Genomic DNA, 20,111 nt, shown 5'->3' on the forward strand with positions numbered 1-20,111 from the left:
GCATGGCTCTCGCAAGCATCTTTGAGAAGATCGTCGGCTCTGACGCGAACATCTCGTTCATGGCCTACGACGGCAGTAAGGCCGGTCCCGACGGCGCCGACCTCGGCCTTGAGGTCAAGTCGCCCATCGCGGTGGCCTACCTGGCGCAGGCCCCCGGGGAACTGGGCCTGGCCAGGGCGTACATTTCCGGCCACATCGACGTGCACGGCGACCTGTACACCCTGCTCGACCGTATGTGGAACATCACCACCAACGACCTGAGCGCGGGAGAGAAGCTCGCCGCCGTGCGGTCGCTGGGCGTCAAGCCGTTGCTCATGCGGGTGCCGCCGCCCCCGCAGGAGGTGCGCCAGAGCGCCCTGGCCCGGCTCGGCTCGCGGCACGCCAAGCAGCGTGACGCCGAGGCGATCCACCACCACTACGACGTGTCCAACCGGTTCTACCGGTGGGTGCTCGGGCCGTCCATGGCCTACACGTGCGCGACCTTCCCCGAGGAGGACGCGACGCTGGAGGAGGCCCAGTACACCAAGTTCGACCTGGTGGCCAGGAAGCTCGACCTCAAGCCCGGCATGCGCCTGCTCGACGTCGGCTGCGGCTGGGGCGGCATGGTCATCCACGCCGCCAAGCACTACGGCGTCAAGGCCCTGGGCGTGACCCTGAGCCGCCAGCAGGCCGAGTGGGCCCAGAAGGCCATCGCGGACGCGGGCCTCCAGGACCTCGCCGAGGTGCGCCACATGGACTACCGCGACGTGCGGGAGACCGGGTTCGACGCCGTCAGCTCGATCGGCCTGACCGAGCACATCGGCAAGGACAACGTCCCGTCGTACTTCGAGTTCCTGTACGGCAAGCTCAAGCCCGGCGGTCGCCTGCTCAACCACTGCATCACCCGTCCGACGGGCAAGGAGAAGACGTTCAACAAGGGCGGCTTCATCAACCGCTACGTCTTCCCCGACGGCGAGCTGGAGTCCGTGGGCTGGCTGGTCAGGCAGATGGAGGACATCGGCTTCGAGATCCGCCACGAGGAGAACCTGCGCGAGCACTACGCCAAGACCCTCCGCCACTGGTGCGACAACCTCGACGCCAACTGGGACGAGGCCGTCCAGGAGGTCGGGATGGGCACGGCCCGGGTGTGGGCCCTGTACATGGCCGGCTGCATCGTGGGCTTCGAGCGCAACAAGGTCCAGCTCCACCAGGTGCTGGGCGTCAAGCTCGACGACGACGGCCGGTCCGGCGTGCAGCTGCGCCCGGCGGTCAACTGGCCGTGACGTGACGGGCGGGAGAGGGCCTCTCGCCCTCTCCCCGTGACTCATCCCGCCACGCCGAACGGGTTGTCGATGACGTACCGCCAGCGGCCGTCCTGGCCGCGGCGGGCGACGTCGGTGGCGGTGCCCTCGATGCGCACCGGCTTCCCGTCCCGGCCGGTGCCGTCGATGACCCAGTCGACGATCAGCAGCGCCAGGTCGCCGGTCGTGTAGACGTGCCGCGGCCGGACCTCGATCGGCAGGCCGAGCCCCAGGAACCGGTCGTTGGCGGCGCGGGCCTCGTCGCCGGTCAGGCCGGACCCCGGCTCGGGGACGAACACGGCCCCGCTCTCGTACACCTCCGCCACGGCCGCCGCGTCGCCCGTGTTGAAACGCTCGGCGAACACCGCGGGCACGTCCTCGGGGCGTTCGGCCAGTAGCCTCGTCATCGTCGCACGTCCTTTCACCTTCGGATCTCGGGCGGACGCGGCACACGTTAGGAGGCGCTCTCGTGACTTCCCAAACGGTTGGTCACCCTGGGCTGCCCGACGACCCCCGCGCCGAGGTCGCCGCGCCCAGCCCGTCCTGCCCGGTGGAGATCACCCTCGCGGCCCTGCACGGCCGCTGGACGACCCTCGTGGTCCGCGAGCTCCTGCACGGCGAGCGCACCTTCACCGAGCTGCGCCGGGCCCTGCCCGCGCTGTCGGACAAGGTGCTGTCCGAGCGGCTGGCCCACCTGACGGAGGCGGGCGTGCTCGACCGCCGCCGTGAGCCCGGCTGGCCGCCGCGGGTGCACTACACGCTCACCCCGCGCGGACGCCGCCTCGGCCCCGTGCTCCAGGCACTGTGGGACTGGGGCGCCGAAACCTCCTGAGGCCCCGGCCCGTCAGAGGTCGCCTCCACGCTCGTCCGCATCCCGGATCCTAGACGTCCTGCGGCCGGGTCCCTGAACGGCGCTTGGCATCGCCCGGCGTAGCGTGGTGTCACGGCGTGAGAAGGGGCGGGCGGACGGTGACGACCGGGAACAAGGTGCGAGTGCGCCGGGTCTACGAGGATCCCGCGCCGGACGACGGCGCCAGGGTGCTGGTCGACCGGCTGTGGCCGCGCGGCCTGGCCAAGGCCGACGCCCACCTCGACGAATGGTGCAAGCAGGTGGCCCCCTCGACCGAACTGCGCACCTGGTATCAGCACGACCCCGACCGGTTCGAGGAGTTCGGCCACCGCTACCGCGGCGAGCTGGCCGAGCCTGAGCGGGCCGAGGCGGTGGCGCACCTGCGCGAGCTCGCCGGGAAGGGCACGCTGACCCTGCTCACCGCGACCAGACAGCCCGAGATCAGCGAGGCCGCGGTGCTCGCGGAGCTGCTCGGAGGCTGAACGCGACGGCGACGGGCGGGAACGCCGCCCCCGGCTTCCACGCGCTCAGTAGTGGTCCTTCCTGAACGGCCGGACGAGGACGAAGGTGCGGTCCCGGCCGAGCAGCCTCACGATCCGCCTGCGCGGGTGCCGCCCTCCGGCATCCCGATCAACACCTCCATGGCCGCGAGCACGTCGTCCACCGCCAGGTCCGCCCGGGGATCCGCCACGCCCGTCCCGCGGTCGACCCAGATCGTCCGCAGCCCGGCCCCGCGTCCGCCCGCGACGTCCTTGTCCGGGTCGTCGCCCACCATCCACCCGCCCTCCAGCGCGGCCCCGCACCGGTCGGCGGCGATCTCGAACAGCCGCGCGCCGGGTTTCCGCACGCCCTCCGCGCCGGAGATCGCCCACCCGTCCACCCGCTCGGCCAGCCCGGTACGCCGGATCTTGCCCGTCTGGTTGTCGGCCATCCCGTTCGTCACGATCCCGACCGCCCACCCGGCCGCCCGCAGCCGGTCGAGGCCCGCCAGCACCTCGGCCCGGCACTCCACCAGGAACGGCAGCCTGGCCCGGTACGCCCGCCACAGCTCCTCGACGGGCTCGGCCAGGGCGAAGCGTTCGCGTACGCGGGCGAAGAAGACGTCCATGGGCACGGATCCGTCGGCGTCCAGCCGCGCCAGCCACTCCACGGCGTCCGGGCCCAGCCCGCGTCCGGCGGCGAACTCGGCCGCCCACAGCCGGAACGCGGCCAGCCGGTCGATCAGCGTGTTGTCCAGGTCGAACAGCGCGAGCGGCCGCATCAGCCGCGCCGCGCCTTCGTGGTCGGCGGGGCCGGTCAGCGGAGCTCGCGCTTGAGGATCTTGCCCGTGGCCGTCATCGGCAGGGCGTCGCGGAACTCGACGATCCTCGGGTACTTGTAGGCGGCCATGTTCTCCCTGGCCCAGGCGATCAGCTCGTCCTCGGTGACCGACGAGCCGGGCGTGCGGATGACGTACGCCTTGACCTCCTCGCCGTGCGACTCGTGCGGCACGCCCACGACCGCCGCCAGCGATACGGCCTCGTGGGTCATGAGCACCTCCTCCAGCTCACGCGGGTAGACGTTGAAGCCGCCACGGATGATCATGTCCTTGGCCCGGTCGACGATCGCGTAGTAGCCGTCGGCGTCGCGGGTGGCGATGTCGCCGGTGCGGAACCAGCCGTCCTTGATCACCTCGGCCGTCGCCTCCGGGCGGCCGTAGTAGCCCTTCATGACGTTGTGGCCGCGGATGGCGATCTCGCCGGGGCCCTCGCCCTCGACCGTCTTCCAGTCGCCGTCGATCAGCTTCATCTCCACGCCCCAGATGGGCGTGCCGATCGTGCCCGGCTTGGTGGGCCGGCCGAGCTGGTTGAAGCTGGCCACGGGGGAGGTCTCCGACAGGCCGTACCCCTCCAGGATGCCGACGCCGAAGGTCTGCTCGAAGTCCTTCAGCACCTCGACCGGCGAGGACGCGCCGCCGGCCACGGCCACCTTCAGGCTCCGCGGCACCTCGGCGCCCTCGGCGTGGATCTTCGTGAGCATGCCCCAGTACATCGTCGGGACGCCGGCGAAGGTCGTCACGTTCTCCTTGCGCATGAGTTCCAGGGCCTCGCCCGGCTCGAAGCGCGGCATCAGCACGACCGTCGCGCCGCGCATGAAGGCGGTGTTCATGACGGTCGTCTGGCCGAAGGAGTGGAACAGCGGCAGCACCGCGAGGTAGGTGTCGCCGCCCTCGCTGCGGGGGAACATCCTGTCGCTGATCAGCGCGTTCATCAGCATGTTCTGGTGGCTGAGCTCGGCGCCCTTGGGCTGGCCGGTGGTGCCCGAGGTGTAGAGGATCACGGCGGTGTCCTCGGGGGCGGTCTGTGCGGTCTCGAAGTCGGCCGGCACGCCGTTGAGCGCGGCCCACACCGTCTCGCCGTACGGGGACTCGGTGGCCAGCGGGGTGGCGGGCAGCACGAAGAAGTGCTCGCAGCCGTCCGCGGCCTCGAACCCGGCCCTGCCGCGCTCGCCCAGCGGCAGCTCCGGCGAGCCCTCGAAGCAGAACAGCGCCTTGGCGTCGCTGTCGTCGAGGTGGTAGGCGATCTCCCGGCCCTGCAGCAGCACGTTCAGCGGCACCACGGTGGCGCCGGCCTTGAGGATGCCGAAGTAGACGAACGGGAAGTACGGCAGGTTGGGGCAGGCCAGGGCCACCTTGTCGCCCTTGCCGATGCCCCGCGACACCAGCAGGTTCGCCACCTGGCGGGCGACAGTGTCGATCATGCCGTACGGCAGGCGCATGTCACCGAAGACGATCGCCGTGCCGTCGGGGTTGTTTCTGGCGCTGTCCTCCAGGACGACCGACAAGTTGAGCATGAACGCCTTCCTCCTCTATCCGCGTGCCGCCATCTTGGCATCCCCCCATACCGACCGGTAGGTAACCAAGGTTACAGATGCATATGGACGCGCCAGCTCACCTGGAGTAAGCAAGTGGCAGGTTACTTAGCCCCCTGGAGTGCTCATGCAGTACGACTACGTGATCGTCGGAGCGGGGTCCGCCGGGTGCGTGCTGGCCAACCGGCTGTCGGCGGACCCGTCGGTGTCGGTGGCGCTGATCGAGGCGGGCGGGCACGACGACAAGCTGGAGATCCGCATGCCCGCCGGCTTCGCCAAGCTGTTCAAGACCGACTACGACTGGAACTTCACGACGGCCAAGCAGGGCGAGATGTCCGGCCGCGAGCTCTACTGGCCGCGCGGCCGGGTGATCGGCGGGTCGTCCTCGCTCAACGCCCAGATGTGGGTGCGCGGCTGCCAGGAGGACTACGACCAGTGGGGCGTGCCCGGCTGGACGTACGAGGAGGTCCTGCCGTACTTCACCAGGGCCGAGCAGCGCGTCGGCAGCAACCACGGCGGCGTCTACGGCACCTCCGGCCCGCTCTACGTCTCCGAGCTGCGCAGCCCCAACGTCACCACGGCGGCCTTCCTGCGGGCCTGCGAGGAGCTCGGCCTGACCCGCCTCGACGAGCTGAACGGCCGCTCCAACGAGGGCTGCTGCCCCACGCCCGTCACCCAGAACCGCGGCCGCAGGTGGAGCGCGGCGGACGCCTACCTGCGCCCGGCCGCCTCCAGGCCCAACCTCACGGTGCTCACCGGGGCGACCGTGGACCGCGTGGTGTTCGAGGGCGCCCGCGCCGTCGGCATCGAGCACAGCGGCGGCACCCTGGTCAGGGCGGCGAAGGAGGTCGTCCTGTCGGCGGGGGCGATCGGCTCGCCGTACCTGCTGATGCGCTCCGGGGTGGGCGCGCCCGAGGAGCTGCGCGACGCGGGGGTGCCGGTCGTGCGCGAGCTGCCCCAGGTCGGCAAGAACCTCCAGGACCACCTCGCCTCCGGCGTGTACGTCGAGTGCAAGGAACCGGTCACCCTGACCAAGGCCGAGTCCCTGGCGAACCTGCTGCGCTACATCGTGCTGCGCTCGGGCATGCTCACCACGAACGTCGGCGAGGCGGTCGCCTTCGTCCGGACCTCGGCCGATGAGCCCGCCCCCGACATCGAGCTCGTCTTCGCCCCCGGTCCGTTCGTGGACCACGGGCTCACCCCGCCGACCGGGCACGGCCTGACCGTCGGCGTCGTGCTGTTGCAGCCGCAGAGCCGCGGCCGGGTCGGGCTGAGCGGCCGGGACGTGCTGATCGACCCCGGCTACCTGAGCGCGGAGGCCGACGTCAAACGCCTGGTCGCCGGGCTGAGGACGGCCAAGCAGGTGTTCGCGACGAGCGCGATGAAGCGGTACGCGGGCGGCCCGATGGCGCCGTACTGGGGGCCGGAGAGCGACGAGGAGCTGGCCCGGTGGGTGCGCGAGCGCGGCGAGACCCTCTACCACCCCGTCGGCACCTGCCGGATGGGCACGGACGAGGCTTCGGTCGTGGACCCGTCGCTCAGGGTGCGCGGCCTCGAAGGCCTCAGGGTGGTGGACGTCTCCGTCATGCCGACGCTCAACCGCGGCCACACCCACGCGCCGGCGATCATGATCGGCGAGAAGGGCTCCGAGCTGATCCTCGGGAGCCGGTGACCCGTCACCGGGCCGGGCGCCGCGACCCGGTCCGGCGGACCTTGACGTAAGTGAGCGCTTGCCCAAGGCTTGTACGGTATGACGCTCTCCACGGATCTGGACATCTCGCAGATACCGTTCTGGGGGCTGCCGCAGGCCGACCGCCTGGAGACCTTCCGCCGCCTGCGCGGGCTCGAACGGCCCCTCTTCGTGCCGGAGCAGACCGTGCCGTTCATCGGCGGCGGCCCCGGCTACCACGCCCTCGTGCGGCACGCCGACGTGACCGAGGCCAGCAGGAACGCGGCCGTCTTCAGCAGCGAGCCGTGCTCCAACAGCATCCCCGACATGCCGCGCTGGCTCAGCGTCTACTTCGGCTCCATGATCAACATGGACGACCCCCGCCACGCCCGCCTGCGCAGGATCGTCTCCAGGGCCTTCACCCCGCGCATCCTGTCGAAGATGGAGGAGGACCTGGCCAGGGCCGCCGCCGAGATCGTGGACGAGGCGATCGAGCGGGGGCCGGACGACTTCGTGGCGCAGGTCGCCGCCCGGCTCCCCGTACGGGTCATCTGCGACATGATGGGGATCCCGCCGAAATTTCATGACCTGGTGCTGCGGCGGACCAACGTCATCCTCGGCAACGCCGACCCCGAGTACACCGGCATCGACCCCGGCTTCAGCCGCGTCAACGTCGCCCGCGGCCTGGCCAAGCTGCTGCGCGCCGGCTACTCGCTGAACCGGATGGCCGCCCGCCTCGGCGACGAGCGCCGCAAACGCCCGACCGGCGACCTGGTCAGCCTGCTCGTGGGCGGCGAGGAGCGGCTCAGCCCGCAGGAGCTGGGCTCGTTCTTCATCCTGCTGGTGGTGGCCGGCAGCGAGACCACCCGCAACGCCGTCGCCTACGGGCTGAAGCTGTTCACCGACCATCCCGATCAGCGCGAACTGCTGCTGGCCGACTTCGACGCGCGCATCGGCAAGGCGTGCGACGAGATCGTGCGTCACGCGACCCCGGTGATCCAGTTCCGCCGCACGCTGACCCGGGACCACGAGATGAACGGCGTGCCGTACAAGAAGGGCGACAAGGTGCTGCTCTTCTACAACTCGGCCAACCGTGACGAGTCCGTCTTCGCCGACCCGGACGTCTTCGACATCACCCGCGACCCCAACCCGCACGTCGGCTTCGGCGGCCCGGGGCCCCACTACTGCCTGGGCGCCCACCTGGCGCGCAGGGAGATGAGCGTGATGTTCCGCGAGCTGTTCACCCGCCTGCCCGGCATCAGGACGGCCGGCGAGCCCGACTTCCTGCTGTCGAACTTCATCAACGGCATCAAGCACCTGCCGTATACGTTCTGACCGCCGCGGCCAGGGCGTCGTCCTCGCCGCGCCAGGCCACGAACCCGTCCGGCCGCACCAGCACGGTCCCGTACGGCCAGCCCTCGACCACGTGCACCGGCACCCCGGGGTCGGGCACCGGCGTCCCGGTGAACACGCTGAAATCGGGACCGACCAGGTCGAGGCTGGAACGTTCGCCGATCCACACGTGCGGCAGCCGGGAGCCGGGGGAGCCGTCGAGGCAGAGCGTCACGTCCTCGGTCGAGGGCAGCCCCTCGACCGCCGACGCGCCGCCGTACCGGTAGCCGACGTGCACGATCGGCGCGTTCACCGCGCCCGCCTCCGCCCTGAGCCGGGCCGCCTCCGGCCCGTGGCCGAAGTGCATGCGCAGGTCCCGCATCCGCAGCAGCGACTGCTCCAGCGCCAGCAGCGCGACCGGCCGCCGCTCGTCGTGGTAGGTGTCCAGCAGCGCCGCATCCGACCGGCCGGACAGCACCCTGGCCAGCTTCCAGGCCAGGTTGTGCGCGTCGGCGACGCCCGTGTTCAGCCCGAACGCGCCCGTCGGCGGCACGGCGTGGGCCGCGTCCCCGGCCAGGAAGACCCGCCCGTCCCGGAACCGGTCGGCGACCTGGCCGCGGGCCCGCCAGCCGAGCACGCTGACGATCTCCAGCTTCAGGCCGGGGTCGCCGATCGCGGTCCTGACCAGGTCGGGGTCCGGTTCCTGGCCGGTGTGGAAGACCCATTCGGTCGTGCCGTCGATGGCCATGACCATCCCGGGCGCCTCCGGGGTGGTGATCTCGGCGAGCGCGAAGCCGTACTCGCCGGTCAGGTGGCTCAGGTCGGCGTGGAACATGACGTTGTGCAGCTCGGGGCCGAGCGGGCCGGGGCCGGTCACGCCGATGCCGAGCGTCCGGCGTACCTGGCCGCGCACGCCGTCCGCGGCGATCACGTAGCGGGCGCGCAGGGTCCGGGTCCCGTCCGGGCCGGACACGACCGCCGTCACGCCGTCGGCGTCCTGCTCCAGGGAGAGCAGCTCGGTGTCGTACGCGACGTGCGCGCCGCGCTCGCGGGCGGCGTCGAGCAGCACCCGGTCCAGCCGGTTCTGCGGGCAGACGCCGCGCAGCCGGGCCGGGCTGTAGGTCATCGTGTCGAACGCCTGCCTACGGGTGGGCAGGTCGGCCGCGAGCGTGGCGAGGTCGGCGCCGGCGATCGTGTCCACGGTGATCTTGCCGAGGGTCGCGCCGGTCATGTCGACGGCCACCTCGTTCACCGCCTGCTCCAGGCCCACCTCGCGGAGCAGCTCGATCGTGCGCGGGCCGATCCCGGTGGCACGGGGGTGCGCCCGGGGGCCGGACTCGCGCTCGACGACCAGCGCGCGCACGCCGTGGCGGGCCAGGAACACGGCCGCGCTCAGCCCGACGCTGCCGCCGCCGACGACCAGGACGTCGTGAACTTCTTGTGGGAACACTGTTTCCGTCATGGGAACACTGTAGCCACAGGCGTACGATGATGGCCGGAGAGGGGGAGCCGGATGTCACTGGTGTGGAGTCGCGAGCCGTACGCGCCGAAGCGTCAGGCCCTCAGCGTCGAGGCGATCGTGCGGGCCGCGATCGCGGTGGCCGACGCCGAGGGCCTCGACGCGGTGTCCATGCGCCGGGTGGCGACCGAGGTCAAGTCGGGCACCACCTCGCTCTACCGCTACCTGGAGAACCGCGACGAGCTGCTCGACCTGATGGTCGACGCGGTCTGGGGCGAGGGCGCGCCCGCCCCGCTGACCGGAGACTGGCGGGCCGACCTGGCCGAGGTGGCCCGTGAGCAGCGCGCGGGCGTGCTGCGCCATCCGTGGCTGGCCGCGCTGATGTCCAGCAGGCCGGCGCTCGGGCCCAACTCGCTGCGGCGGGTGGAACACGCCCTGTCCGCCGCCCGGCCGCTGACCTCCGACATCACGCGGGCCGCCACCGTGATCGGGGTGATCGGCGACTACGTGCTGGGCGCGGTGGCCAAGGAGCTGGCCGAGCAGGAGGCGCGGCGCCGTACGGGGTTGTCGGAGCAGGAGTGGCGGGCCGCGATCGGCCCCTACATCCGCGAGGTGATGGCCGGTGGCGCCTATCCGGAGTTCAACCGGCGGGTGGTCGAGGCCGACGACCTGAGCTTCGGCGACCAGTTCGAGTTCGGGCTGTCGTGCCTGCTGCGGGGGTTCGCGGCGCAAGTCCGCTGAGCAGGGCCTCGACGGCCAGGTCGAAGCGCTCCCGGTGGTCCTCGGCCAGCGTGTGCCCGATCACGAACGTGGACACCGCGTTGATCACGTGCAGCGCCTGCTTGGCGGTGAAGCCCGCCCGGGTCAGCGCGGCGGCGCGTTCGACCATGCCCAGGGTGCCCGGCGTGGCCACCGGCCTGATCGCCACCACCGGCATGAGCGCGGGATGCCGCAGCAGCTCGGCCCTGATCGACTCGGGAGAAACTGGTCGACTGAGCACCCCCTCGCGGGACGTGCTCCCGCGAGAGGGCGAATGCTAGGTTTCGCAGTCATGGAGATCAGAACGATCCACGCCAACGGTGTGGAGTTCGCGTATCTGACCGTGGGGGAGGGGCCGCTGGCGCTGTGCCTGCACGGGTTCCCCGACACCGCGCACACCTGGCGGCACCTGATGCCCGAGCTGGCCGAACGCGGCTACCGCGCGGTCGCGCCGTTCAGCCGCGGCTACGCGCCCACCGAGGTCCCGGCCGACGGCGCGTACGAGGAGGCGGCCCTGGTCGCCGACGTGCGCGCGCTGCACGAGGAGCTCGGCGGCGGCGACGACGCCGTGATCGTCGCACACGACTGGGGGGCCTTCCCCGCCTACGCCCTGGCCGGGCGCTTCCGCCGGGCCGTCACGCTCGCGGTGCCGCCGCCGGGCGCGCAGCTTCCCGGGCTGCTGGCGTACGAGCAGCTCAAGCGGTCGTTCTACATCTTCCTGTTCCAGACCGTGCTGGCCGAGCCCGCCGCCGCCGACCCGGCCTTCTTCGACCGGCTGTGGCGGGACTGGTCGCCCGGCTACGACCCGGCCGAGGACCTGGAGTTCGTCCGGCGCAGCCTCGGGGAGCCCGCCAACCTGGCGGCGGCCATCGGGTACTACCGCGCGGCGCTCGGCACCACGCCCCCCTCGGGCCGCTACCCGGACGTCGACCCGGCCACCGCGGGCCCCGTCCTGTACCTGCACGGCGAGCGGGACGGGTGCATGGGGGTGGAGATGGCCAAGAGCGCGGCCGGGAGCCTGCCGCCGGGCTCGCGGGCCGAGCAGGTGGCGGACGCGGGCCACTTCCTGCACCTGGAGCGGCCCGCGGAGGTCAACCGCCTCATCCTCGACTGGCTCGGCCCCGCCTCCTGAGCACGGCGATCACCGCGTGCCGCCCCGACAGGCTCACCCGGACCGCCTCCTCGACCCCGAACCCGCCCGGCACCCCACCCGGCACCCCACCCGGCACATCGCTCGGCACCCCGCCCGGCACGCCGCCGCCGGTGCCGGGATCGTCGTGGAGCAGTGCCACGGCCAGGCCGCCGGGTTCCAGCACCCGCCGCACCTCCCGCCACAGCGGGTCCAGGCCGTGCCCGAGCAGGCCGCGCGGCGGCACCTGGCGTCCCCACGGCGGGTTCACCAGCACCCGCCGCACGCTGCCGTCCGCCACCGGGAGCCGTCCGGCGTCGGCGATCCCCCAGCGGAACGGGCCGGGACCGGACGGGGACAGGGCCGCCCGCGCGTTCGCGGCGGCCGCGGCGACGGCGGCCGGGTCGCGGTCGAACCCGGCGAGCACGGCGTGCGGGGCGAGCGCGTGCGCCTCGACGAGCGTCGTGCCCGCTCCGCAGCAGGGGTCGAGCACGACGCCGCGGAAGGCCTCCGCGTCCAGCCCGGCGAGCCGGGCCATCACGGCTGCCAGCGGCGGATGCAGCGTGCCCGGGATCGAGGCCGTCTTGTACGGCCTGCGGTGCAACGGCCGATCCCCGGCCCGCCGGGCGATGACCGCCTGGTCGCCCTCGATCGTCACCCGCCACGCCATCGCCCCCGACGGCGGCCGGGCGCCGTCCCGCCGGGAGTGGTACCGCAGCCGCCACGACCGGGCCAGCTCGTGGCCGACGGCGTCCTCGATCTCGTGCCTGGTGTAGTTGCGGCGTCCCACGAACGAGGCCGACACCTCGATGCCGGTGGTATCGGAGGCGCCCGGCCCGCCGGGGGCGATCCCGCGGGCCGCCCGAGCCAGCCGGGCGAGCGCGGAGCGGCCGTGGCCGACCCCGTCCACCACGGCCGCGGCCAGCAGCACGTCGTCCGCCGTGCGCAACCTCAGGAGCCCGGCTCCGGGCCGGGCCTCGAACCACACCTCCCGATGGCGGAGGCCGACGACCGCCCCGAGACGGGCACGCCTGATCTCCGCCGCGACCAAGGGCTCGGTGCCGCGCACCGCCCTGGCCACCGCCAAGGTGATCAACTGTTCTTCTCCCACGTAGCGACCCGGGACGGCGGCAGGCCGTCCCGCATCGCCGGCGGTGGGTCAGCCCACGGCCCGCCGGCGGATCGCTAGCCGAGGAGGAAGAAGAACGTCATGCGCGGCACCCTACAAAGCCTCCGGCGTCAGGAGCCACAGGTTTTTCGGCGTTGCCACGTACGGTGTACGTCACAACCATTGACGTAAGTGGTCGCTTTCCGAATGATGGCCCTATGACCGTCCTGGACTTCGACCTTTCGGACCGGAACTTCTGGGCCAGGCCCATGAGCGAGCGCGAGGCGGCGTTCGACCGGTTGCGCGCCCGCGACACGCCGGCCTTCTTCGAGGAGATGGAGATGGCCGTCGCGCCCAAGGGGCCCGGCTACTACGCGCTGGCCCGGCACGCCGACATCCTGGCGGCGAGCCGCAACCCCGAGGTCTTCTGCTCCGGCGACGGCGGCGCGACGAACATCCCCGACATGCCCGCCGAGTTCACCGAGTACTTCGGCTCAATGATCAACATGGACGACCCCCGGCACGCCCGGCTGCGCAGGATCGTCTCCCGCGCGTTCACCCCCAAGATGATCAAACAGTTCGAGTCGGACGTCGAGGCCGCCGCCGTGCGGATCGTCGACGACCTGGTGGCCGCCGGTCCCGGCGTCGACTTCGTCACCGAGGTGGCCGCGCGCCTCCCGCTGAAGATCATCTGCGACATGATGGGCATCCCCGAGCGCGACTACCGGTTCGTCTTCGACCGCTCGAACATCATCCTGGGCGGCTTCGACCCCGAGTACACCGGCGACGACCTCGACCAGCTCGCCACCCGCCTGCTCACCGCCGGGATGGAGCTGCAGCAGCTCGTCCAGGACCTGGCCGCCCACCGCACCGCCAACCCCACGAACGACCTGACGTCCTCGCTGGTCAACGCCAACATCGACGGCGAGCGGCTGACGATGCGGGAGCTGGGGTCGTTCTTCATCCTGCTGGTGGTCGCCGGGAACGAGACCACCAGGAACGCCATCTCCCACGGCCTGCGTCTGCTCACCAAGAACCCCGACCAGCGCGCCCTGTGGCTGGAGGACGTCGAGGGCCGCGCCCCCGGTGCCGTGGAGGAGATCGTCCGGCTGGCCTCGCCGGTGAACTTCATGCGCCGCAAGGTCACCCGCGACCACGAGATGAACGGTCACCTCTACCGCAAGGGCGAGAAGGTGGTGCTGTTCTACTGGGCGGCGAACCGGGACGAGCGGGTGTTCACCGACCCGTACCGCTTCGACATCACCCGCCACCCCAACCCGCACGTCGGGTTCGGCGGGCCGGGGCCGCACTTCTGCCTCGGCGCCCACCTGGCCCGGCGGGAGATCACGGTGATGTTCCGCGAGCTGCTGCGGCGGGTGCCGCGGATCGAGGGCGGCCGGCCCGACCGCCTGCACTCCTCGTTCATCAACGGGATCAAGCACATGGAGTGCACGTTCTGACCCGGGCGCGGCGACGCCCGGGGTTCAGGACTACTGCGCGCTCAGCTTGAGCTGGTTCATCACCGTACGGATGTCCGGAAGGAGCTGCTTGCCGGCGTCCGGGATCGACACGAACACGATGGCGGGCACGTCGCCGCCGGTGTTGATCGCCATCGTGACGATCGTGGCCTTCTCCGTGCCGGCGGTCATGGCGTACGCGATGAGCCGGCCGGTCGCGGTCCCGACCTTGATCGGCTGCTGCGCGATCTTCCTGACCTTGTTGCCGGCGGGGTAGAAGTCCTTGCGGGCCTGGAGCACCATGCGCTTGATGACCGGCTCCAGGTCGTCCTCCTGGTAGAGGGCGGACAGGTTCGACGGGAGCGGGCCCGACATGACCTGGGCGTACTTCTCGGGCGCGACCTGCACGTACTGACGGGTGTCGTAGCCGAAGGTGGACTTGACCGTGGCGCGCTGGTCGAGCTGCCAGGTGCCGCCCAGACGGGGCAGCGAGACGCCGGCCGCCGCGTCCTCCACCCGCCCGGTCACCGGGGACGCCTTGCCCGGGTACTTGGGCAGGGCCGGGATCGTGGTGGACTGCTTGCCCGTGCCCTTCGAGGGGCCGGTCGAGGCCGCGGGGGAGGAGACCGCCTTGTTCTCAGGGGTGTCCTCGCCGGCCAGCGGTCCCGCCAGGAACGCCCACAGCAGCGCCGCGATCAGGGCGATCACGACCGAGCCGCCGAGCGCGTAGATCCAGATGGGCTTGCCCGGCTCGTCGTCCAGGGAGTCGCCGCCCTCGTACTCGTCGCCGAAGACGTTGTTCCACAACTCCTGCTGGCGGTCGGGGGGCGGGGTGCGCGAGCCGCTGATCTGACCGGCCGTCACGAACCGGCGGTCGGGGTCGGAGGGGTCGCGGTTCAGGTTCGAGCCGGGGCGCGGCTGGTCGGGGTGGCCGTCGCCGGGCATGCCGGGCACGCCGGGACCCGCCGGGGGCGCGCCGACGTGGGCCGCCCCGAGCGGGCCGGACGGCATCCCGTGGTCGCCGACCATGGTGTCGGCCTGCCGGCCGCCGTACATGACGGTGTGCTCGTCGGCCGGATGGGCGGACGGCGCGCCGGGGCCGTCGAGCGGCGACGGCGCGGGCTGGACGGGGGCGTCGAGCGGGCCGGGCGCGCGGCCCAGCGTGACCGTGCGGTCCAGCGGGTCGCCGGCGGACGCGGACGGGCCGGCCGAAGAGCTGTTGGGCCAGGGCGCGGGCGTGGACAGGTTGGACCACGCACCGGGGGAGGGCGTCGGCGGCTGCGACCAGGCGGGCACCGGGGCCTGCGGCTGGGCCGGCTGCTGCTGCTGCTCGGGCCAGGAGACGGGGACCTCGTGGCGGGGCGTCTCGGGCCGGCCCTGCTCCTGCCGGGGCGGGTCGGGCCAGGACGGCCGCGCCGGCTCCGGCCACGACGCGTCGCCGCCCTGCGGGCGCGCGTCGTTGCGGTAGGAGTCGTTGCGCGGGGCGTCGGGCCAGGAGGCTTCGGCGCGCGGCGGCTCGGGCCAGGAAGGCGCCTGCGGGGCCTCCGGCCAGGACGGCTGCGCCGGGGCGGCCTCCGGCCACGACATCGGCACGCCGGAGGGCTCCTGCCCGCCGGACGGCCACGAGGAAGGCACGTCGTTGCGGACCTCCGGCCAGGACGGTGGCAGGTGTGACGCCCCGGAGCTCGCGGAATTCTCCGTTGCCATTGCTGCCGGCCCTCCCGAGGTTGTGTCCGGATGTGCCGCTATATCCGGATTTGACGTACCAGGCATGATCTCATGGGATTTTCCAGGAGATACGGCTGGTTTCGCAGCGAAACGAGCGAAGCCGTGCGGATCGGTTGGCGGATCCTGCAGCGGCAGGTCGCCCTCCGGTCGATCTGGCTCAGCTGGGTACACTACGCGACGACAGTATTCTAAAGGGACATATGAGGTCACAACGGATACATCACCATCAGGTCTCGCTGGACCTGAAGGGTCTATTGTGCCGGTGCTGGTCCTTCGAGTATCTGCATTCCGCCGAAGACGTGCGCTAGGCTTGACACATGCGTTCCGCGACCCTGCTTCTTAGCGGGCCGCGACGGCCCTGAGAGGTCTCGCCGTCGCGGCTACCCCTCGTCGTGCACGAGGGGTTTTCTTATGGGTCCGAGTCAAGCCAGAAGGACAGTAGCCGTGAGTGAGTACGACCCGCAGGCGCTGCAGGCCAAGTGGCAGCAGCGATGGGAGGAACAGGAGCCCTACCGGGCGAGCGAGGACGCGGCCGACCCCCGGGAGCGGCGCTACATGCTCGACATGTTCCCCTACCCGTCGGGCGACCTGCACATGGGCCACGGCGAGGTGTTCGCCATCGGCGACGTCGTCGCGCGCTACTGGATGCAGCAGGGCTACAACGTCCTGCACCCGATCGGCTGGGACTCCTTCGGCCTGCCTGCCGAGAACGCCGCGATCAAGCGCAACGCCCACCCCGCCGAGTGGACCTACGCCAACATCGAGACGCAGGCCAACTCCTTCCGGCGCTACGGCATCGCCTTCGACTGGTCGCGCCGCCTGCACACCAGCGACCCCGAGTACTACCGCTGGAACCAGTGGCTGTTCAACCGCTTCTTCGAGCGCGGCCTGGCCTACCGCAAGGGCGGCCTGGTCAACTGGTGCCCCAACGACCAGACGGTGCTGGCCAACGAGCAGGTCGTCGCGGGCAAGTGCGAGCGCTGCGGCGCCGACGTCATCCGCCGCGAGCTGACCCAGTGGTACTTCAAGATCACTGACTACGCCCAGCGCCTGCTGGACGACATGGAGCAGCTGACCGGCTGGCCCGAGCGCCTGCTGACCATGCAGCGCAACTGGATCGGCCGCTCCGAGGGCGCCGACGTGCTGTTCGAGATCGAGGGCCGCGACGAGCCGGTCCACGTCTACACCACGCGTCCCGACACCCTGTACGGCGCCACGTTCTTCGTCGTCGCGGTCGACGCCGCGCTGGCCGACGAGATCGTCACCGACGAGCAGCGCCCGGCCTTCGAGGCGTACCGCGCCGAGGTCGCCAAGCTGAGCGACATCGAGCGCCTGGCCACCGACAAGGAGAAGACCGGCGTCTTCCTGGGCCGCCACGCGGTCAACCCGGTCAACGGCGAGCGCATCCCGGTCTGGGCGGCCGACTACGTGCTGTCCGACTACGGCCACGGCGCGATCATGGCCGTGCCCGCCCACGACCAGCGCGACCTCGACTTCGCCCGGCGGTTCGAGCTGCCGGTCAAGGTCGTCGTCCACACCGGCCTGGCCGACCCCGGCGAGACCGGCGAGGCCACGCCCGGCGAGGGCACCCTGGTCAACTCCGGCCCGCTGGACGGCCTGACCAAGGTCGAGGCGATCTCCAAGATCATCGAGATCCTGGAGGTCGAGGGCCGGGGCACCGGCGCGGTCAACTTCCGGCTGCGCGACTGGCTGCTGTCCCGCCAGCGCTTCTGGGGCACGCCGATCCCGATCATCCACTGCGCCGACTGCGGCGAGGTGCCCGTCCCCGACGAGCAGCTGCCCGTCACGCTGCCCGACCTGCGCGGCGAGGCGCTGGCGCCCAAGGGCGTCTCCCCGCTGGCCAGCGCCACCGAGTGGGTCAACGTCGAGTGCCCCAAGTGCGGCGGGCCGGCCAGGCGCGACACCGACACGATGGACACGTTCGTCGACTCGTCCTGGTACTACCTGCGTTACTGCTCGCCCGGCTACACCGACGGGCCGTTCGACCCCGAGCAGGTGCGCAAGTGGGGGCCGATCGACCAGTATGTCGGCGGCATCGAGCACGCCGTGCTCCACCTGCTGTACTCGCGCTTCTTCACCAAGGTCCTGCACGACATGGGCATGCTCGACTTCACCGAGCCGTTCCTGCGCATGCTGAACCAGGGGCAGGTGATCAACGGCGGCAAGGCCATGTCGAAGTCCCTGGGCAACGGCATCGACCTGGGCCAGCAGATCGACGCGTACGGCGTCGACGCCGTACGCCTGACGATGATCTTCGCCGGGCCGCCGGAGGACGACATCGACTGGGCCGACGTCTCGCCGGCCGCCTCGCAGAAGTTCCTGGCCCGCGCGCTGCGCGTGATGTCGGAGGCGACCGCCGAGCCCGGCGTGCCGTTCGAGGGCGGCGACGCCGAGCTGCGCAAGGTCACCCACCGCACGATCGACGAGGTCACCAAGCTGGTCGAGTCGCATCGATTCAATGTCGCGGTGGCCCGCCTGATGGAGCTGACCTCGGCCGCGCGCAAGGCCATCGACTCCGGTCCCGGCGCGGCCGACCCGGCGGTGCGCGAGGCCGCCGAGTCGCTGGCCGTCATGCTGTCGCTGGTGGCGCCCTACATCGCCGAGGAGGGCTGGGAGCGCCTGGGCCGCACGGGGCCGGTCGCCTTCGCCGGCTGGCCGGTCGCCGACCCCGCGCTGCTGGTGCAGGAGTCGGTCACGTGCGTGGTGCAGGTGGCGGGCAAGGTGCGCGACCGGCTGGAGGTCTCGCCCGACATCTCCGAGGACGAGCTGCGGGCCCTGGCCCTGGCCTCCGACAAGGTGGCCGCCCACCTCCAGGGCACGCCGCGCAAGGTGATCGTGCGCGCGCCCAAGCTGGTCAACATCGTCCCGTAGGCGGGGCCCCCGGGTCTCGTCCGGCTAGATCCGGCGCAGGGCCGGCAGGAGCTCCTTCTCCGCCCAGTCGAAGAACGGCTCCTGCTGGTCGTGCCCGATCTGCACGAGCGCCACGTGGGTGTATCCGGCGTCGGCGAACTTCCTGACGCCCTGCACGACCGCGTCCAGGTCGTCGCCGCACGGCACGCTCTCGGCGACGTCCTCGGGGCGTACCGAGCCGGCCGCGGCGGCGAAGTTCACCGGGCCGGGCAGCTCGGCCATGACTTTCCAGCCGCCGACGCCCGACCAGCGCCACAGCCGGTGCGCCCGCTCCTTGGCGGCCTCGGGGTCGGTGTCGTAGGCGATGGGGAGCTGGCCGTAGACCGGCTTGCCCTGGCCGCCCGCGGCCTGGAACTGCTGCACCACCTCGGGCATGGGGTCGTTGATGACCAGCGCGTCGCCCAGGTCCGCGGCGATCTCGGCCGACCTGCCGCCGGAGGCCGCGATGCCGATCGGCACCTGCTCGTCCGGCAGGTCGTAGAGCTTGGCGGAGTCGACGTCGAAGAACTCGCCCTGATAGGTGACGTAGTCGCCGGTGAACAGCTCCCTGATGATCTGCACGGCCTCGGCGAACATCCGGTGCCTGGTGTCCACCGGCGGCCAGCCCTCGCCCACGACGTGCTCGTTGAGGTTCTCACCGGCGCCCAGGCCCAGCGTGAACCTGCCCTCGCTCAGCACACCCATCGTGGCCGCCTTCTGCGCCACCACGGCCGGGTGATAGCGCATGATGGGGCAGGTCACGTACGTCATGAGCGGCAGGCGCTCGGTGACCTGCGCCGCCGCGCCCAGCACCGACCAGCAGTACGGCGAGTGGCCCATCTCCTCGATCCACGGGAAGTAGTGGTCGGAGATGACCGCGTAGTCGAAGCCGACGCGCTCGGCGGTGGCGGCGTACTCCACCAGTTCGCGGGCCGGGGTCTGCTCGGACATCAAGGTGTAGCCGATTTGTACCATGCGATCGGGCTACCCAACTTTGTCTGCATTAGGGTCGGGCGTCCGGAGATCAATCGTCACTGCGGAGCTCCTCGATCACCAGGCCCAGGCCGATCGCCAGCAGCCAGAGGTCCTTGGACAGGCCGATGCCCTGCTGGGTCGGGCGCAGGCTGCCCTCCTCGCGCATGCCCGGCGTCCTGAGGTAGAGCCCGAGCAGGCCCGCCGCGAACGCGGTCAGCCCCGCGCCGGCCAGCAGCGACGGCACGAACGGCAGGACGAGCGCGGCCCCGAGGGCGAGCTCGCCCTTCGACAGCAGCCTGGTGAAGGCCACCGGGTCCTGGCCGCGCAGGAACGGGTACGTGCCCGAGGCCATGCCGTGCAGGCCCGCCGCCGTCTGCTCGTCGGCCTTGGCCTTGCCCAGGCCGGAGTTCAGGATGATGGCGGCGGCGGCCAGGCGGGGCGGGAGCTGGTGTGGGCGAGCGAAAAATCTCATGATTCCTCACAGTGGATAATTGTGGCGATTGGCTCCTTCCCTGTCGCTCCTCGCACATCCGGGCCATCGGACGGTCTTGGCTGTTCGCGTACGGTGGACCGCCGCTGTGAGAGAAAATCTTTAGCTGGTTTGG

General features: G+C 71.5%; 19 protein-coding genes. 10 read left to right on the forward strand and 9 right to left on the reverse strand.

Annotated elements, in window-relative coordinates; translation table 11 throughout:
- The first annotated feature begins 2 nt into the window (after positions 1-2).
- On the forward strand, positions 3-1,262 hold the full coding sequence (locus ACIHAD_RS05635) for a class I SAM-dependent methyltransferase (RefSeq protein ID WP_397353165.1): 1,260 nt from the start codon (positions 3-5) through the stop codon (positions 1,260-1,262).
- A gap of 41 nt (positions 1,263-1,303) precedes the next feature.
- Here the strand turns inward: ACIHAD_RS05635 and ACIHAD_RS05640 are convergent, their stop codons facing one another.
- A complete protein-coding gene (locus ACIHAD_RS05640; protein ID WP_397353166.1) occupies positions 1,304-1,687 on the reverse strand; it encodes a YybH family protein in 384 nt (127 codons plus the stop codon).
- 62 nt (positions 1,688-1,749) lie between these two features.
- Between ACIHAD_RS05640 and ACIHAD_RS05645 the strand changes: the two genes are divergently transcribed.
- Together ACIHAD_RS05645 and ACIHAD_RS05650 are read left to right on the forward strand one after the other, a co-directional pair.
- Positions 1,750-2,112 carry a winged helix-turn-helix transcriptional regulator gene (locus ACIHAD_RS05645; protein ID WP_397353167.1) on the forward strand — a complete coding sequence of 121 codons (363 nt, stop codon included), beginning with the start codon at positions 1,750-1,752 and terminating at the stop codon, positions 2,110-2,112.
- Positions 2,113-2,249: 137 nt separating this feature from the next.
- Positions 2,250-2,612 carry a DUF488 domain-containing protein gene (locus ACIHAD_RS05650; RefSeq protein WP_397353168.1) on the forward strand — a complete coding sequence of 121 codons (363 nt, stop codon included), beginning with the start codon at positions 2,250-2,252 and terminating at the stop codon, positions 2,610-2,612.
- A gap of 107 nt (positions 2,613-2,719) precedes the next feature.
- Here the strand turns inward: ACIHAD_RS05650 and ACIHAD_RS05655 are convergent, their stop codons facing one another.
- Entirely contained in the window at positions 2,720-3,391 is a 672-nt protein-coding gene (locus ACIHAD_RS05655) for an HAD family hydrolase (protein ID WP_397353169.1), read from the reverse strand.
- 35 nt (positions 3,392-3,426) lie between these two features.
- Positions 3,427-4,962: a long-chain fatty acid--CoA ligase gene (locus ACIHAD_RS05660; protein ID WP_397353170.1), complete on the reverse strand. Its 1,536-nt coding sequence runs from the start codon at positions 4,960-4,962 to the stop codon at positions 3,427-3,429.
- Positions 4,963-5,107: 145 nt separating this feature from the next.
- Here ACIHAD_RS05660 and ACIHAD_RS05665 point away from each other — a divergent pair, with 145 nt between their 5' ends.
- Together ACIHAD_RS05665 and ACIHAD_RS05670 are read left to right on the forward strand one after the other, a co-directional pair.
- Positions 5,108-6,652: a GMC family oxidoreductase gene (locus tag ACIHAD_RS05665; RefSeq protein WP_397353172.1), complete on the forward strand. Its 1,545-nt coding sequence runs from the start codon at positions 5,108-5,110 to the stop codon at positions 6,650-6,652.
- 78 nt (positions 6,653-6,730) lie between these two features.
- The gene (locus ACIHAD_RS05670) at positions 6,731-7,984 is read left to right on the forward strand and encodes a cytochrome P450 (protein WP_397353173.1); all 1,254 of its coding nucleotides are present in this window, start codon (positions 6,731-6,733) and stop codon (positions 7,982-7,984) included.
- On the opposite strand, the gene ACIHAD_RS05675 is transcribed toward ACIHAD_RS05670, so the two are convergent.
- On the reverse strand, positions 7,959-9,443 hold the full coding sequence (locus ACIHAD_RS05675) for an FAD-dependent oxidoreductase (RefSeq protein WP_397353174.1): 1,485 nt from the start codon (positions 9,441-9,443) through the stop codon (positions 7,959-7,961). The genes ACIHAD_RS05670 and ACIHAD_RS05675 overlap by 26 nt on opposite strands.
- Positions 9,444-9,494: 51 nt before the next feature.
- On the opposite strand from ACIHAD_RS05675, the gene ACIHAD_RS05680 reads away from it, so the two are divergent.
- Complete coding sequence (locus tag ACIHAD_RS05680; RefSeq protein WP_397353175.1) at positions 9,495-10,181, forward strand: TetR/AcrR family transcriptional regulator C-terminal domain-containing protein; 687 nt, start codon at positions 9,495-9,497, stop codon at positions 10,179-10,181.
- Here the strand turns inward: ACIHAD_RS05680 and ACIHAD_RS05685 are convergent.
- Positions 10,081-10,353 (reverse strand): TetR/AcrR family transcriptional regulator C-terminal domain-containing protein, encoded by a 273-nt coding sequence (locus ACIHAD_RS05685; RefSeq protein WP_397353859.1) that lies wholly within the window; start codon positions 10,351-10,353, stop codon positions 10,081-10,083. The genes ACIHAD_RS05680 and ACIHAD_RS05685 overlap by 101 nt on opposite strands.
- On the opposite strand from ACIHAD_RS05685, the gene ACIHAD_RS05690 reads away from it, so the two are divergent.
- Positions 10,250-10,480, forward strand: coding sequence for a hypothetical protein (locus tag ACIHAD_RS05690; RefSeq protein WP_397353885.1), 231 nt, complete (start codon positions 10,250-10,252; stop codon positions 10,478-10,480). The genes ACIHAD_RS05685 and ACIHAD_RS05690 overlap by 104 nt on opposite strands.
- An 11-nt stretch (positions 10,481-10,491) precedes the next feature.
- Positions 10,492-11,331 carry an alpha/beta fold hydrolase gene (locus tag ACIHAD_RS05695; RefSeq protein WP_397353176.1) on the forward strand — a complete coding sequence of 280 codons (840 nt, stop codon included), beginning with the start codon at positions 10,492-10,494 and terminating at the stop codon, positions 11,329-11,331.
- On the opposite strand, the gene ACIHAD_RS05700 is transcribed toward ACIHAD_RS05695, so the two are convergent.
- Positions 11,300-12,424 (reverse strand): methyltransferase domain-containing protein, encoded by a 1,125-nt coding sequence (locus ACIHAD_RS05700; RefSeq protein ID WP_397353177.1) that lies wholly within the window; start codon positions 12,422-12,424, stop codon positions 11,300-11,302. The genes ACIHAD_RS05695 and ACIHAD_RS05700 overlap by 32 nt on opposite strands.
- A 230-nt stretch (positions 12,425-12,654) precedes the next feature.
- Between ACIHAD_RS05700 and ACIHAD_RS05705 the strand changes: the two genes are divergently transcribed.
- On the forward strand, positions 12,655-13,896 hold the full coding sequence (locus ACIHAD_RS05705) for a cytochrome P450 (protein ID WP_397353178.1): 1,242 nt from the start codon (positions 12,655-12,657) through the stop codon (positions 13,894-13,896).
- Between the two features lie 30 nt (positions 13,897-13,926).
- Here the strand turns inward: ACIHAD_RS05705 and ACIHAD_RS05710 are convergent, their stop codons facing one another.
- Positions 13,927-15,528, reverse strand: a complete 1,602-nt coding sequence (locus ACIHAD_RS05710; RefSeq protein ID WP_397353179.1) for a hypothetical protein — start codon at positions 15,526-15,528, stop codon at positions 13,927-13,929.
- 504 nt (positions 15,529-16,032) lie between these two features.
- On the opposite strand from ACIHAD_RS05710, the gene leuS reads away from it, so the two are divergent.
- Positions 16,033-18,513, forward strand: coding sequence for a leucine--tRNA ligase (gene leuS, locus ACIHAD_RS05715; protein ID WP_397353180.1), 2,481 nt, complete (start codon positions 16,033-16,035; stop codon positions 18,511-18,513).
- Positions 18,514-18,537: 24 nt separating this feature from the next.
- On the opposite strand, the gene ACIHAD_RS05720 is transcribed toward leuS, so the two are convergent.
- Positions 18,538-19,506, reverse strand: a complete 969-nt coding sequence (locus ACIHAD_RS05720) for a TIGR03557 family F420-dependent LLM class oxidoreductase (RefSeq protein ID WP_397353181.1) — start codon at positions 19,504-19,506, stop codon at positions 18,538-18,540.
- A 49-nt stretch (positions 19,507-19,555) separates the two neighbouring features.
- The gene (locus ACIHAD_RS05725) at positions 19,556-19,978 is read right to left on the reverse strand and encodes a hypothetical protein (RefSeq protein WP_397353182.1); all 423 of its coding nucleotides are present in this window, start codon (positions 19,976-19,978) and stop codon (positions 19,556-19,558) included.
- Between the last annotated feature and the right edge of the window lie 133 nt (positions 19,979-20,111).

The organism is Nonomuraea sp. NPDC052265 (genome assembly GCF_044547985.1).
In the GTDB taxonomy this organism is placed as follows: Bacteria; Actinomycetota; Actinomycetes; order Streptosporangiales; family Streptosporangiaceae; genus Nonomuraea.